The sequence below is a fragment of the Peribacillus phoenicis genome (assembly GCF_047238085.1).
Lineage (GTDB): Bacteria > Bacillota > Bacilli > Bacillales > DSM-1321 > Peribacillus.
Window position 1 is genome coordinate 631679 of record NZ_JBDFMF010000001.1, and the last position, 14146, is coordinate 645824.

17 protein-coding genes are annotated in these 14146 nt (G+C 40.0%); 11 read left to right on the plus strand and 6 right to left on the minus strand.

All coding sequences use genetic code 11. The annotated features are described in order from the left end of the window. Window positions 1-107: 107 nt before the first annotated feature. Complete coding sequence (locus ABC374_RS03140; RefSeq protein ID WP_413015869.1) at window positions 108-347, plus strand: hypothetical protein; 240 nt, start codon at window positions 108-110, stop codon at window positions 345-347. A gap of 274 nt (window positions 348-621) precedes the next feature. Here the strand turns inward: ABC374_RS03140 and ABC374_RS03145 are convergent, their stop codons facing one another. Further along, complete coding sequence (locus ABC374_RS03145; RefSeq protein WP_350301493.1) at window positions 622-765, minus strand: YrzO family protein; 144 nt, start codon at window positions 763-765, stop codon at window positions 622-624. 33 nt (window positions 766-798) lie between these two features. Next, window positions 799-1764, minus strand: coding sequence for a DMT family transporter (locus tag ABC374_RS03150; protein ID WP_413015871.1), 966 nt, complete (start codon window positions 1762-1764; stop codon window positions 799-801). A gap of 134 nt (window positions 1765-1898) precedes the next feature. On the opposite strand from ABC374_RS03150, the gene ABC374_RS03155 reads away from it, so the two are divergent. From ABC374_RS03155 to ABC374_RS03175, 5 genes are all read left to right on the plus strand, one after another. Continuing rightward, a complete protein-coding gene (locus ABC374_RS03155; RefSeq protein WP_413015873.1) occupies window positions 1899-2795 on the plus strand; it encodes a LysR family transcriptional regulator in 897 nt (298 codons plus the stop codon). A gap of 379 nt (window positions 2796-3174) precedes the next feature. Further along, window positions 3175-3351 carry a hypothetical protein gene (locus ABC374_RS03160; RefSeq protein ID WP_199777211.1) on the plus strand — a complete coding sequence of 59 codons (177 nt, stop codon included), beginning with the start codon at window positions 3175-3177 and terminating at the stop codon, window positions 3349-3351. 320 nt (window positions 3352-3671) lie between these two features. Then, window positions 3672-4376: a hypothetical protein gene (locus tag ABC374_RS03165; RefSeq protein ID WP_413015876.1), complete on the plus strand. Its 705-nt coding sequence runs from the start codon at window positions 3672-3674 to the stop codon at window positions 4374-4376. A gap of 258 nt (window positions 4377-4634) precedes the next feature. Further along, complete coding sequence (locus ABC374_RS03170) at window positions 4635-5504, plus strand: RNA polymerase sigma-70 factor (protein WP_413015878.1); 870 nt, start codon at window positions 4635-4637, stop codon at window positions 5502-5504. Window positions 5505-5587: 83 nt separating this feature from the next. Further along, a complete protein-coding gene (locus tag ABC374_RS03175; protein ID WP_063235135.1) occupies window positions 5588-6049 on the plus strand; it encodes a carboxymuconolactone decarboxylase family protein in 462 nt (153 codons plus the stop codon). 64 nt (window positions 6050-6113) lie between these two features. On the opposite strand, the gene ABC374_RS03180 is transcribed toward ABC374_RS03175, so the two are convergent. After that, complete coding sequence (locus ABC374_RS03180) at window positions 6114-6803, minus strand: response regulator transcription factor (RefSeq protein ID WP_413015880.1); 690 nt, start codon at window positions 6801-6803, stop codon at window positions 6114-6116. A gap of 288 nt (window positions 6804-7091) precedes the next feature. Here ABC374_RS03180 and ABC374_RS03185 point away from each other — a divergent pair, with 288 nt between their 5' ends. The 4 genes from ABC374_RS03185 to ABC374_RS03200 all read left to right on the plus strand — a co-directional run bounded on the left by ABC374_RS03185 (window position 7092) and on the right by ABC374_RS03200 (window position 11828). Next, window positions 7092-8876 carry a LytS/YhcK type 5TM receptor domain-containing protein gene (locus ABC374_RS03185; RefSeq protein ID WP_413020258.1) on the plus strand — a complete coding sequence of 595 codons (1785 nt, stop codon included), beginning with the start codon at window positions 7092-7094 and terminating at the stop codon, window positions 8874-8876. Continuing rightward, window positions 8848-9594, plus strand: a complete 747-nt coding sequence (locus ABC374_RS03190; RefSeq protein ID WP_413015882.1) for a LytR/AlgR family response regulator transcription factor — start codon at window positions 8848-8850, stop codon at window positions 9592-9594. The genes ABC374_RS03185 and ABC374_RS03190 overlap by 29 nt, the downstream gene beginning before the upstream one ends. Before the next feature lie 141 nt (window positions 9595-9735). Next, window positions 9736-11529 carry a carbon starvation protein CstA gene (gene cstA, locus ABC374_RS03195; protein WP_063575196.1) on the plus strand — a complete coding sequence of 598 codons (1794 nt, stop codon included), beginning with the start codon at window positions 9736-9738 and terminating at the stop codon, window positions 11527-11529. Window positions 11530-11672: 143 nt separating this feature from the next. Then, window positions 11673-11828 (plus strand): DUF1540 domain-containing protein, encoded by a 156-nt coding sequence (locus ABC374_RS03200; protein WP_065310844.1) that lies wholly within the window; start codon window positions 11673-11675, stop codon window positions 11826-11828. Window positions 11829-12260: 432 nt separating this feature from the next. On the opposite strand, the gene ABC374_RS03205 is transcribed toward ABC374_RS03200, so the two are convergent. Both ABC374_RS03205 and ABC374_RS03210 read right to left on the minus strand, forming a co-directional pair. Then, window positions 12261-12911 carry an O-methyltransferase gene (locus ABC374_RS03205; RefSeq protein WP_350301502.1) on the minus strand — a complete coding sequence of 217 codons (651 nt, stop codon included), beginning with the start codon at window positions 12909-12911 and terminating at the stop codon, window positions 12261-12263. Continuing rightward, window positions 12898-13233, minus strand: coding sequence for a hypothetical protein (locus tag ABC374_RS03210; RefSeq protein ID WP_230177164.1), 336 nt, complete (start codon window positions 13231-13233; stop codon window positions 12898-12900). Before ABC374_RS03210 ends, ABC374_RS03205 begins: the two co-directional genes overlap by 14 nt. A gap of 210 nt (window positions 13234-13443) precedes the next feature. Between ABC374_RS03210 and ABC374_RS03215 the strand changes: the two genes are divergently transcribed. Further along, complete coding sequence (locus ABC374_RS03215) at window positions 13444-13605, plus strand: hypothetical protein (RefSeq protein ID WP_185149875.1); 162 nt, start codon at window positions 13444-13446, stop codon at window positions 13603-13605. A 47-nt stretch (window positions 13606-13652) separates the two neighbouring features. Here the strand turns inward: ABC374_RS03215 and ABC374_RS03220 are convergent, their stop codons facing one another. Further along, window positions 13653-14081, minus strand: a complete 429-nt coding sequence (locus ABC374_RS03220; protein ID WP_413015885.1) for a MarR family winged helix-turn-helix transcriptional regulator — start codon at window positions 14079-14081, stop codon at window positions 13653-13655. Window positions 14082-14146 lie beyond the last annotated feature (65 nt).

The window sequence follows — 14146 nt, forward strand, 5'->3', positions numbered from 1 at the left end:
CCAACCATTATTAGGCCTCTTATCTCTTTTATCAAGTGGTTTTGCCAACAATAAAAAATATCCTTTTTTCTACAATAAATATTTTTTTTAGTTGGTGGGTTCCAAAAATGAACAGTACAAATTCAGAATTGATACAGGCCATTGTTTTTCGAGATACCCTCAAGGAGGTTCATGCCAATAAGCTCGAGCTTGAAATAAAGGCCGTCGATTTATATCCTGAAGGCTATGATCTCAATTCTTTATTTGTCAGCTACAAAGAACGGAAAATAAACCACGACTTAGAGCGGGGATCAAAAAAGGCGTTAAAGAATGTAGCAGCGGATATTCGGAAGAAGCTTGGTGAATAGTACGATCATCAAAAATGCAAAAAAGCCTCTCTAAAAGGTTTCAGTTATTAGATCTAAATTTAAAAAAGTAGATTGGAACGGAAGGTACGAGACTCCTGCGGGAAAAGCGCGTCCAAGGGAGACCCCGCAGGCGCAAAGGCGTCGAGGAGGCTCCCGGACCGCCCGCGGAAAGCGAGTGCCCTACGTTCCAATCAACGTTCAAGTTGTCTATGTCTACAGTTTGAAGCCTCTCTAAATGAGAGGCTTTTTTACATTGTATTGCCAAAATTCTCTTTTATTGAGTTCTTTTACTTCTTTCATGATATAGATTAATTAATTCTGCATTTTGCTCATTCATCTTTTTCACATTCTTATTAATCGTTGCCAATTCCCATAGTACAGCTAATCCAAAGATTAGTATAAGCGTTAATAAATCCATCGTTGCCCTCCTATTGATGTTTTGTACCTTTAATTAAATGATTCTTTTCAATTTCCTTGGATTCAATTTCTCAACTTGGGAAGGCAAGTTTTTTCTTTGATAATAATTGTTTTGAATCAATGCATATATGACTAAAAAAGTTCCCAGTAATTCGAATGATGATAGTGGTTTTCCTTGGATAAAAACGATGATCAACGTGGTTATTGGAACTAAATTGATAAATAGGATTCCATTGATCGGCGTTAAAAGTTTAATGCCTAAATTCCAGCTTAAAAGGGCTATGGCACCAGGGAAAATAATCATGAAAATCATCTCGCCATAAATGGATTGCATAACCTCTGCTGTAGGGACAGAAAGGCCCATTGCAGTTGCGAGGAATGTTATGATTGCTGATACTGCAGTTCCTAAGATGCACGTTAAAGTCGAATAGCGAAGTGTTGACCATCCATTGAATTGGTTGCCGCCCATCGTATATATAACCCAGCCTATAACCCCGATGAGGATGAAAAGGATAGGGATGAGGCTATCTTTCAATAAAAATACGAATGATATATTGCCATTGGTAATGACAAGAAAGGCCCCTATCAAGGCAATGAACATGCTGGCGATGGTATACTTCATCGGTCTGGCACTTTTGAAAACCCACAGAATTAAAATTGAAATCATGGGCATTAATGATTCCATGATGGAAGCAACAATTACCCCGTTATGTCCCAGTAAGTCTTGACCTGCGAAAATGAGAAAGTTGTATACAGTGAACGCCATCGTTCCAAAAAACAATAATTTCTTTCCTTTCCCTTCAAGGCTAAATGACTTCTTACCCTCTTTAATTAAAAGCAATATCCCTAAAATTACGCTAACAGCTAAATATCGCAAAAAAGAGAAATAAAAAGGATCAATATACATTAGTGCCCTTTCTGCAACTGGAAACATCGCTCCCCAAGAAATGCTGGCTGTCAAACATAAAAGTGCACCGATTAAAACTTGATTTTTTTTCATAAAAGCTTCCCCTCAAAAATAATGATTGATTAAATTCCTATACACACCTTATGATAAAGTCATTATCATGTAAAATGACTTAAAATGAATATAATCATCATTATTAATGATAGTTGAGAAAGGGGGTCACTTTTATGGAAATGCGGGATTTGCAAATATTCCAGTGCGTCGCTAAATATGGCAGCGTAAGTAAGGCGGCTGTTGAGTTGAATTACGTCCAATCCAATGTAACGGCGAGGATTAAGCATTTAGAGCAGGAGTTACGGACGCCTTTATTCAATAGGCATAAACGTGGCATGTCTTTAACTGCAGAGGCCAGAAAAATGCTGGAGTATGTAAACAAAATTTTGCTTGATGTGGAAGAACTCAAGCAAGTATTCCTGGATAGTGAAACACCTACAGGGATATTGAACATCGGTACAGTTGAAACGGTCAGCGATCTTCCCAAGATTCTAGCTTCTTATCATAAACAGTATCCAAATGTCGATTTATCCATAAAGGCGGGGTTAACAGAAGACCTGATTAAGGATGTCATTGAACACAGGCTGGATGGCGCTTTTGTTACAGGACCGATTAAACATCCGCTCATTCAGCCATACGATGTATGTACAGAAAAACTTGTATTAGTCACAAGAAATGAAACATTTAACCTTGAAGAAATCATAACAGAACCATTTTTAGTATTCAGTCAGGGCTGTGGCTATCGCTCCAAACTGGAACAATGGCTGAGGGAAGAAGAAGTGATGCCCAAAAGGATCATGGAGTTCAATGTATTGGAAACTATTTTAACAAGTGTAACACTCGGCCTTGGCATTACCCTCGTTCCACAATCAGCGGTAAATCACCTAACAGCCAATGAAAAAGTGTACGTGCATGTAATTCCGGAAGAATACCGCAATATCTCGACTGTCTTCATCCACCGTAAAGATGCCTATATGACAAACTCCATGCAAAGCTTCTTGCAAACGATTGAAGCTCATCATGAAAGCCGATCTAAGCAAAATCCTGGAACTACTCCTGAGCTGATATGAAGGAAGGGGGAGCGGCATATCGCTTTATATAGAATGATAGAGGATCGCTGAAACCGTCGATTATTAGGCTGCGAAACTATTCATAAAAAGTAAAACATGGGGATACTGGGACAGCGATATAGCATAGTAGGGTATTTATTATTGCTTCGGTTTCCTTATGCTTGTCGTTTATTTTCTAACGTTAACTTGGAAAAGTATTTGTGAATTATTTAGACAAAAGCCAACGATTTCGTTGGCTTTTTGTCTGTACGATCATTTCAATTTTCATACATTCAAATAACCTTCTTAAACTAAACTGGTAGTTTAGCTATAGAAAAATTGTATTACTTTTCATCAATTGGGAAAAAATATAAATAATAACAAGAAGGAGGGAACAGAGATGGAAGTAAATATGAGTGTTGAAGAAGTCGTGAATCAAATTTCTGCATTGGTAGAAAAAGAAGGGAAGCCACCTCGAAAGAAAGAGGTAAAGAAGTCAGATCCGGAGTTAATGAAGAATGCATTGTATTATTTTCCCAATTGGGATACTGCAGTAGAACATAGCATTGGATCTTAACCAAAACATATATTTTTCAATTAGTACATATAAGGCAAGGGAAGTTATGAAGGCCGCCAATTGGCGGCCTTTTGAACGTGCGATTCTTTACATTATCATACATTCAAGCACTCCTATTCAAACTATCTATCGAATAGTTTACTTAAATAAAGATATAGACGCATCAAAGTGAATCAATTTCATATTTTCCTTTTCGGAAAGAGTGGAGTATCAATCGTTTTTAAGACGATAAAGTCTGATACTTCAATGAAGCACAGTGTAACTTTTTTACATATGGGACCGTATAATAATTTGTTAAAACACATGAAAAGAGGGTTCCAATGAAAAAGATATTGTTGATTTTGGCAGCCGTTTTTTTGGTAACAGGACTTAGTGCTTGTAAAGAAGTCCAGGAGGGAAATGAGGAATCTCCGCCAATTTCAGAAAAGCCAAATGATAATCCTAAGCAAACCGACGGGCAAGATGAAGATACTCCAGGTGAATCGGTCGATGATCCGGCAAAAGATCGGCCAAATACGAAAACAGATATGATCATATTAGAAGGTATGGAAGAATCATTCCAATTCACGCTTCATCATAGTCAGGCATTGGGATTCTCAACCTACATCGTGGATGACATGGTCGTTGAAGAGGCTAGTTCTGGTGAAGGAGATGCAATGATTGTTTTTGCAAATTTTGCAGGCAAGAGAAATGAGGATGCCAAAGTTCAAATATTTTCTAAAAGTGAGGGTGCAAATGCGACAATAGAAGATCAGTCGGAGTTTGCGAGGGAAGCTGTGATAAGCAACGGCTTTGAGATTAAACAGCGATCTGATAATACCCCTAACCGATTTGATTGGTCTGAGGTCGAATTTGACATTAGTAAGAAGGGCAGTAATTATTCAATATTGGGTACAGTGTCGGTTTTTCAACATGGCGACCGCGTTTACTATGCGATAATTCAATACCCGGAAGATTATGAAGAAGGCTTCATACCGCGGGTTGTAAAAATGTTTGATGATATCGTATGGTATGAAGCACCTTGATAAATGAGTTTCCAAAAATGGGTACACCATTTGACAGATGATGGTCATATATTTGTCTAAAAAGTGGGCATAAAAAGGAATCCTGTTGAACGGTAGGTAGCTAGTTTGTCTACAGTCTGAGAGCAGCTCTTTTGCTGCTCTTTTTTTGTATGATAGGATTGTCTGCTTTATTCAGATTAAGAAGGATAAATGATTGGGTTAGAGAATAATTAGTGATAGGATTTCGAAAACGAATTTGATAGAAAATAGGTGAAGCAAGTGGAGTTGGATACATTATATAAGACATATCGACCTTTTCTTTTTTCCATCGCATACCGGATGCTCGGATCGGTTACCGACGCAGAAGATATCGTTCATGATTTATTCCTGCAGCTTAAGCTTGATACCGACGAAATTAAGGACATGAAAGCATATCTTGCGAAAATCACGACAAATCGCTGTTTGAATTTTTTAAAGTCAGCCCGTAAGAGAAGAGAGGTTTACACAGGTCCTTGGTTGCCAGAACCTCGGGTAAACGAAAAAGATCAGCCTCTAGATAAGGTCGTAACGGATGAAACGGTTGCATATGCCTTCCTCGTTTTGCTGGAACAGCTTTCACCTGTTGAAAGAGCGGTTTTCGTGCTTAGGGAAGCATTCACTTACAGCTATGAAGATATCGCCGAGATGCTCGAAAAGAATGAAGTGAACTGCAGAAAGATCTACAGCCGGGCTAAGCGGAAATTACAGAATGATAGGCCCGTCCATCCGGAGGATACGAAACATGTCGATCTTTTGGCAAAAAAATTCATAAAAGCATCTGCGACAGGAAACTTTGAGGAGTTTTTGGATCTTCTTACAGAAGATGTTGTCCTTGTTACTGACGGCGGAGGAAGAGTGCTTTCTGCATTAAATCCAATTGTAACCAAACAGCGCGTATCCTCCTTTCTTAAAGGCGTTTCTGCTAAAGGAGGCTTCATAGGAGAACTTCTGCCGGTGATGGTCAATGGCCAGGAGGGAATTTTGCAAATGAAAGAAGGAAAACCTATCAAAGTCATCTGCTTTGAATTAGATCCAAAACAAAAAAATATCCGCAAAATCTTTATTGTCACCAATCCCGATAAATTAAATCATATTCCTGTAATAGATTGAGGGCCCTCTTTTTTGGATGTCACAAATCAAACCGCTATATTGTCTTATAAGTGGAACCTAAAAAGATTATGGAGGAGATAGACATGGAACAACGGATTAACTACATGAAGACAAATCGTGAAGTGGTCAAATTAATGATGGGTTTGGAGGAGTACAAGAAAACAACGGAAATCGATAGCACATTAATCGAATTGATTAAAATTCGCGCGTCTCAAATCAATGGCTGTGCGTACTGCTTGGATATGCATACAAAGGATGCCCGGGCAATGGGTGAAACGGAACAAAGAATTTACTGTTTGAGTGCTTGGCGTGAAACACCATTTTATTCTGATTCGGAAAGGGCAGCGCTGGAATTGACGGAAGCGGTCACGGCCATTTCTGCAAACGGTGTACCGGATGAACTGTATGAGAGGGTCCGCCTTCATTTTGATGAGAAACAATATATCGATCTCGTTACCATAATCATCACGATCAATGGCTGGAACCGATTGGCCATTTCAGCCCAAAACATACCAGGGCACTATAAGCCTGTAATGGAAAAATGATTTTGTTATTAAAACCCCTTGTATGGCTACGAGGGGTTTTGCTTTTTATTCAGACCTAAAGTTACTATAATAAGCGGTTTTCAATCTTTATTTCATTAAGAATTTCATACAATTTATTTTCATAGTACAAGCTGATTAATTGTGATCTGGAGGTAACATCTAGTTCTTCAAACATTTTATTTACATAGTTACGAACTGTAGAAACACTTATATTCAGATTATCAGCTATTTCTTTATCTTTGAGACCTTGTGTTATATTTTTTATTATTCGCAATTCAACTTCATGTTGTTGTTCCCTGGTGATTATAGATGATGTATTTGTTTTTATTATCTCTTCTATTGATAATTTCTCACGATACACATGTAACTCGTAGGAGATTTGATTAGCGAGCATTTCAGAAATCATTTCGAAATTCCCATTATCATCCTTTGTGATTATACCTATATACCCTTGCAATTCCTTATTTTTAATTTCAAGAATCGGGGAAGATATAACACTAAAATCTTCACCGGAGATTAGGTTTTTGGTTTTTACGGTAGTATTTTGCAATGAACTTAAAACAAATGCATTATTTTCAACAGATTCTTTTATAACCAAATTACATATATCTTTATGTTCAAAATTACTCTTAGAGTATAAAACATTTAGCTCTTTATCAAAGATAAATATAGTAGTTTCAAAATTAAACTTGAAATTCTTAATACTATTCAATACTTTTTTACTGATATAAATGGTTTGATTTTTCAATTCCATATTCATACCTCATACTTGTCCCTAAAATGATATACCCTGTTTACTCTCCTCTTTTCACAATAAACTATTTTACCTTATGATTGGTTCCAAAAATGACGATTGCTATTTCAGATATGATACGGCACATCGGGTTTGGATTTTATTCAATTGCTAACTTATTTACACAGAGTATTGATGAAATTCTAAAAATAATGCTTATACACCCATCTCCTAACCTAAAACAAAATTCGACAAGGATTTCATGGCTGGTGTAAGATGAATGAAAAAGCCAGAAATGGGGTGAATGCTTTGGTTGATTTATTACCGTCGCTGTTTGAAAAAGTGGGGATCATCGTTATTGCTGCATTCCTGCTTTCTTATATGAAACCCTTTCGGCAAATGATAGGCCATGAACATGAAATGTCGAAGAAAATCATGTTTATCGCGCTTTTTGGAACATTCGGCATCATAAGTAACTATACAGGAATTGAAATCGGGAACCATGCCATGCCAGAGGGTGATTGGCATGCTGAGATTGCTCCCGATAACGCGATTGCCAATACAAGGATCATGGGAGTGGCAATCGGCGGTTTGCTGGGGGGACCATTTGTTGGGTTGGGAGTAGGTTTGATTGCAGGGCTTCACCGTTATTTTCTTGGGGGTTTTACGGCGGGGGCTTGTGCGGTCGCCGCGATTTTGGCTGGAGTCTTATCGGGTTTTTTGGGAAAAAGGCGCCGAAAGCATGGGACGATCACCCCTTGGTTTGCGCTGCCCATTTGCATGGCATTGGAAGCGATCCAAATGGGCATCATCCTGGTGACTACGAAACCATTTGAAAGGGCGTGGGAGCTCGTACAAGTAATCGGCCTTCCCATGATCATCATCAACGGGTTCGGGACTTTATTATTCATGCTCATCATTCAGTCGATCACAAGGGAAGAAGCACGGACGCGGGCCGTACAAACGAATCTTGCGTTTTTGATTGCAGATCAAACATTGCCCTTTTTCAGGCAAGGTCTTAATCAAACTTCTTGCAAGAGAATAGCCGAAATCATCTTGGGGCTGACTGAAGCCGATGCCGTGGCCATTACCAATGAACATAGCGTGCTTGCCCATGTTGGCGCTGCGTCAGATCACCATGTCCCTAAGGTGGGAATAGCGACAGGTTTAACGAAAAAAGCCCTTGAACAAGGGGAAATAATCGTGGCCAAAACAAAAAGGGACATTTATTGTTTTCATGATCAATGCCCATTGCAAGCGGCCGTAGTCCTGCCGTTGCAGGTCCGACAGAAAACGGTCGGGACTTTGAAGATGTATTTCAAGCATCCGGATAAATTAAGCCAAGTGGAACAAGAGTTAGCTGAGGGCTTGGCAAAACTATTTTCCACTCAATTGGAACTCGCTAAAGCAGAAATGCAAACGAAATTATTAAAAGATGCTGAAATTAAAGCATTGCAGGCACAGGTCCATCCTCATTTTTTATTCAATGCAATCAATACGATATCCGTTCTATGCCGGACGGATGTCGAGAAGGCAAGAAGTTTATTGCAGGAGCTCAGTGCCTTCTTTCGCTCTAATTTACAAGGAGCCCGACAAATACTGGTGCCGCTAGAAAAGGAATTAGAGCATGTTAACGCATATTTATCGCTGGAGCAGGCGCGTTTTCCAGATAAATATCATATCGACTATCGCATTGAGCCAAGGCTTAAGGAAGTTCTCTTCCCTCCATTCACATTGCAGCCACTTGTTGAGAATGCGGTACACCATGCATTTCCACATGTGAAAAACAAAGGTCAAATCATCATCCACGCATACTTTAAAGACGATGCGATGCGCATTGTTGTGGAGGATAACGGAAAAGGGATTCCGAGCGGGAGAATAGATGAATTGGGCAAGCATGCTGTAGAATCGGCTAAGGGTACCGGAACGGCCCTTCATAATATCAGTGAACGGCTGGAAGGGATTTATAAAGGTCAGGCCAGCCTTTCGATCGAAAGTGAAGCGGGACACGGAACAAAAGTGAAAATATCAATACCACTCAACGAAAAAGGAGCATATGGCAACGATGATGAAAGCATTTATCGTAGAGGATGAACCACTGGCAAGAGATGAATTGAAATATCTATTGAAGAGAAGCAGGCAAGTTGAAGTCGTGGGAGAGGCCGAGGGGATAGAAGATGCCATGAGGGATATCTCCCGACTTAAACCTGAACTTGTCTTTTTGGACATTGAGCTTGCAGATGGCAATGGCTTGCATTTGGCTAAGCAATTAGCGGAACTTGACCCCGCACCATCGCTCATTTTTGCGACCGCTTATGATGAGTTTGCCCTCCAAGCCTTTGAGTTATATGCATTTGATTATCTATTAAAGCCATTTAATGAAAAAAGGATACGGCAAACATTGGATAAGCTCATGAAGCAGCGTCAAATCGGGAAAGACGAATCCGGGACAGCAGCTCCCGCCAGCCGAACCGCGGTGGAACAGACAGGTAAATTGGCTGTAGTGATAGATGATCGGATCGTTTTGATCGACCGGGATCATATTTTGTTCATAGGACTCATGGAAGGAAAGACGATCATTAAAACCAGGGAAAATGAATATAAAATCGGCGACCCTCTCATCGTGCTTGAAAGGAAGCTCGATAAACGCTCATTTTTACGGGTGCATCGCAGTTTTATCGTGAATGTCATCCATATATCCGAAATACAGCCTTGGTTCAACTCGACTTATAATCTCATTATGAGTGACGGATCAAACATCCCGGTAAGCCGGACGTATGTGAAGGAGCTAAAGCAGCTTATCGGTTTTTAAAAATTTTCATAATTCTGCATTTTAGCTTCTTCCTAATGCAGTCCATCCGTCGATATCTGCATTATAACTTGAAAACCCATTGAATTCGCTTTCATTGTGATATCATTTTTTTACGATGTAAGTAATAGAGGGGGTTCAAATATGAATGCGGTTACAATTGTCATAGGCTCCATTTGTATATTAATGATTGCCTACCGTTTATACGGGACATTCATAGCACTAAAAGTATTAAAACTCGATGATTCCAAGCCGACTCCGGCCCATAAATTAGAAGATGGAAAAGATTATGTTCCAACAAATAAATGGGTGGCATTCGGCCACCATTTTGCAGCCATTGCAGCGGCTGGTCCTTTGGTGGGGCCGATCCTTGCTGCACAATTCGGGTATTTGCCAAGTTTATTATGGCTTCTGATCGGGGCTGTAATCGGGGGAGCCGTCCATGACGCCGTCGTGCTTTTCGCGTCGATGCGTAAAGACGGCAAATCCCTTTCGGAAGTTGCGAAAGAAGAACTTGGACCTGTTGCAGGCTTCTGTACAGGACTCGCTATGCTTTTTATCATCACGATCACGATGGCAGGGCTTTCAATGGTCGTTCTGCATGCTTTGGAAAACAATCCATGGGGGACGTTCGCTGTCGGGATCACCATTCCGATCGCCATGGGTGTAGGGCTTTATCATAAAAAAACCGGCAACCTGAAAGGGGCGACAATCGTCGGGTTCGGGCTCATCATGGCCGCAATTTTACTTGGGCCGAACATTCAAGGTACGGCACTTGGCGACTTATTGACACTTGAGGCGAGCACCCTTGCCATCATTTTGCCGATTTATGCTTTCTTCGCTGCCGCATTGCCTGTTTGGCTGCTGCTGGCACCTCGTGATTACTTGAGTACTTTTATGAAAATCGGTGTATTTGCCGCATTGATTATCGGTGTTTTCGTAGTGAATCCAGAAATCCAGTTTCCTGCGTTTACCGAATTCATTAATGGCGGGGGCCCGATTGTAGCCGGTCCTGTTTGGCCATTCATTTCAATAACCATCGCCTGTGGGGCGATTTCAGGATTCCATGCATTTGTCGGATCAGGAACAACTCCAAAAATGTTAAACCGTTGGAGTGATATCAAATCCGTTGGTTTCGGAGCGATGCTTGTGGAATGTGTCGTTGCCATCATGGCATTGATTGCTGCGGTTTCGCTGCAGCCAGGAGATTATTTTGCGATTAACTCCACACCTGAAGTATTTCAAACATTAGGCATGGAAACCGTACACCTTGACGAACTCAGTGAAGAAATCGGCATTAATCTGGAGGGACGGACAGGCGGGGCAGTTACACTTGCTGTCGGCATGACCTATATTTTTACCGAAATACCCTTCTTTGACAAACTGGCTTCGTTTTTCTTCCAATTCGTCATCATGTTCGAGGCAGTGTTCATATTAACCGCAATCGATTCAGGGACACGTGTTGCCCGTTACTTAATCCAGGACTTCTTCGGAGAGTTCTATAAACCATTAAAACGAGTCGACTGGCTGCCGGGGAACATCTTCGCCAGTGCGTTAGCCTGCTTTATCTGGGGATATCTGCTCTACTCTGGGGACATCGGTTCGATCTGGGCACTCTTTGGCGTATCCAACCAGCTCATGGCTTCGATTGGACTCATCATCGGTGCGACCGTCGTACTGAAAATCGCAGACAAACGCTGGTATATATGGACATGCCTCGTACCCCTTGCCTACTTATATGTAACGGTTAATGTAGCAGGGTACTGGATGGTGAAAAACGTATACCTGAACCCGGACTCTGCAGGATTCAGCATCTTGAACGGAATATTATCGATCACCATGTTAATCCTAGGCTTGATCATTCTGGTTGCCGCCTTGAAAAAATGGCGGGAGCTTTGGAAAATCCCTCAAGCAGAACTATTGAAAAGATCAGCATGAGCATATAAAAAATCCGGGCGGAAACTGCCCGGATTTTTGTTCGTTGCAATGCCCTCAATTAAATTAAGACACCAAAACCTGAAAAAGGAAAGTATCAATAACCCCAACTTTGTTAATGATAGCAAATGAGGAGGTGTGATAAGATGGCAAAAGATGTACTATGTGAAGTGAATAATTGTAAATACTGGGATTCTGGAAACAAATGCAGTGCAGATGCTATTTATGTTGTCAGCCATAAAGGGAACCAAGCATCAAATAGCAAAGAAACGGATTGCAAAACATTTGATCCAGAAATTTAAATCATCCGGGGTAACCATCAACTGGTTACCCTTCTTTCATATTTATTATTGATAATAAAAATCATTTTCATTCAAGATTATAGAAATTCATATTATTTTTTCTTCATGAAAAGGATATTTGGGCGATATATACGTGAGTTTGATGGATATAAACGTGAGATTGAGCGATAAAATCGAAAGTTTGGTCGATATATACTTGAGATTGAACGATAAATCGAGAATTTGATCGATATATACGTGAATTTGAACGATATTCTCAAGAATTCGGACTATACTCGTGAGTTTGGCTGTTTTACTCGTGAATTTGCTCGATTTACTCGTGAATTTGAGCAGTTTACTCGTGAATTAAGCAGTTTTACTCGTGAATTCACACATTACTCGAGAATCGCACTTTACACGAGAGTTTGCAGATTACTCGTGGGTTTGGCTGTTTTACTCGTGAGTTTGCGCGATTACTTTTGAAATGGTCAGCCCATCACCGATTGGAATTAGCATTGATTCCAATTGAGGGTGATTGGCCACCTTTTCATTGAATGCCTTCATAAATGCAGTGTAATGTTTAGGTTCAGCATCCGGATCTGCGACACTGCCCCTCGCAAGTACGTTATCCATGACGATTAAAGCACCCGGTTCTGCCAGTTTAATGCAATATTGCAGGTAATTTTCATAATTGTCCTTGTCAGCATCTATAAAGAAAAAATCAAATTTCCTGCTATCATGAGCGAGTTTTTCAAGGCTTTGCAATGCTGCTCCGGTCATATATGATACTTGATTGCCAAATCCAGCTTTGGATAGATTGCGATAAGCTAACTTTGCGTATTCCTCCTTTAATTCAAGGGAAGTTAATTTTCCTTCGCTGCCGAATCCCCTGGCAAGGCAGATCCCGCTATAGCCCCCAAGAGCGCCTATTTCCAAAACATTTTTAGCTCCTGAAATGGATATAAGCATAGTAAGAAGTTTTCCGGATGAGGGGGATACCGATATGGACGGCATTCCGTTTTCTTGTATGGACGAAATGACTTCTTCCAAAAGGGCATCTCCGGTATAAAACACTGAGTCGATATAACTGTTAATTTGTTTCATTCGTTTCCATTCCTTTCTCATTGGAAGTTTCCTTTTCTTCACTTTTCTTATCGGCTGCTTCATTTTCTTGTATTTCAAATAATTGTATGAACTCGTTGATTAACATATCAATTGCTTTCAATTCACCGACTAAGATTTGATTGATGGATTGAAACTCTGGTTTATCTAACTGTTCCATAATGGTTGAACGTTTAAGATTCATCATCTCTAAAAAAGCAATTGCCCTTCCGCGGCGAAACGTTTTGGGGCCACGATGGTGTGAACCATGGTCTTTATGCCTGCCACCGTGATGTCCATCTTTTTTGAATTTTTCATCTCTCATTTTATGACCTCTTTCCGTGTATACATATGTATACATTTTTTATCTTGTGTTAAATGTATACATATGTATACAAAATGTCAACTGATAATCGAATAGAAAAATTAAAATAAAAGTTTGTCTAAGTTGTGAAATCGTTATTTAGAGAGGCAAAAAAAACTCAAATTTGCAAATAGACCGGTTTGTATAATCAGGGGCATCGGGATAGCGGTCATGGTTTCGCTATTCTCTGCGAAGCAAAATGGCTACTTAACTGATGTGGCAAATGATTTACCGGCAGCTGCTGCTTCTGGTTCATCACTTGTATTTAAAATTAGTTTGATTTTCGCCATCGTGAATGTGGTGCTTTCATTGTTCATGAAAAAACCGAAGTAACAAAAATAAAAAAACAGATCACCTTTCAAACGGGTGATCTGATTTTCTTATTTTTGAACTTTACTAAGTAAATCCAAAAGCTGCTGTTTTTCCGTCTCATTCAAGTTGGCAAACTGTGATGCCTGAAAATGCTCTTGTTTTGGAACGACTTCATGAAAAAACTCTTTTCCTTCATCAGTCAATGAAAGGTATTTTGTCTTCCATTCCTGCTCCCGTTTAATCAATCCCAACTCTTCCATTTTCCTTAGTAGTTGAGTGATATTGCCTTTCGTCACAAAAAGCTTGTTTGCCAGTTCTTGCTGAGACAATCGTTCATGGGAACCCACTTGAACCAAGATATCGAATTGGGCTGCCGATAGATTCCATTTCTTTAAATGTTGGTTGGATTCCCGGATACTCTGGTTATATATTCGTGTGATCCGGAACCATAACATTAAACCTAGTCTTTCCTCATTATTAGATGTGGAGGGATGCATGAATGTCACCTCATACTTTCTTTGTTCCAATCAGTTTATGAATAAACTAAGTGTGTGTCAAATGC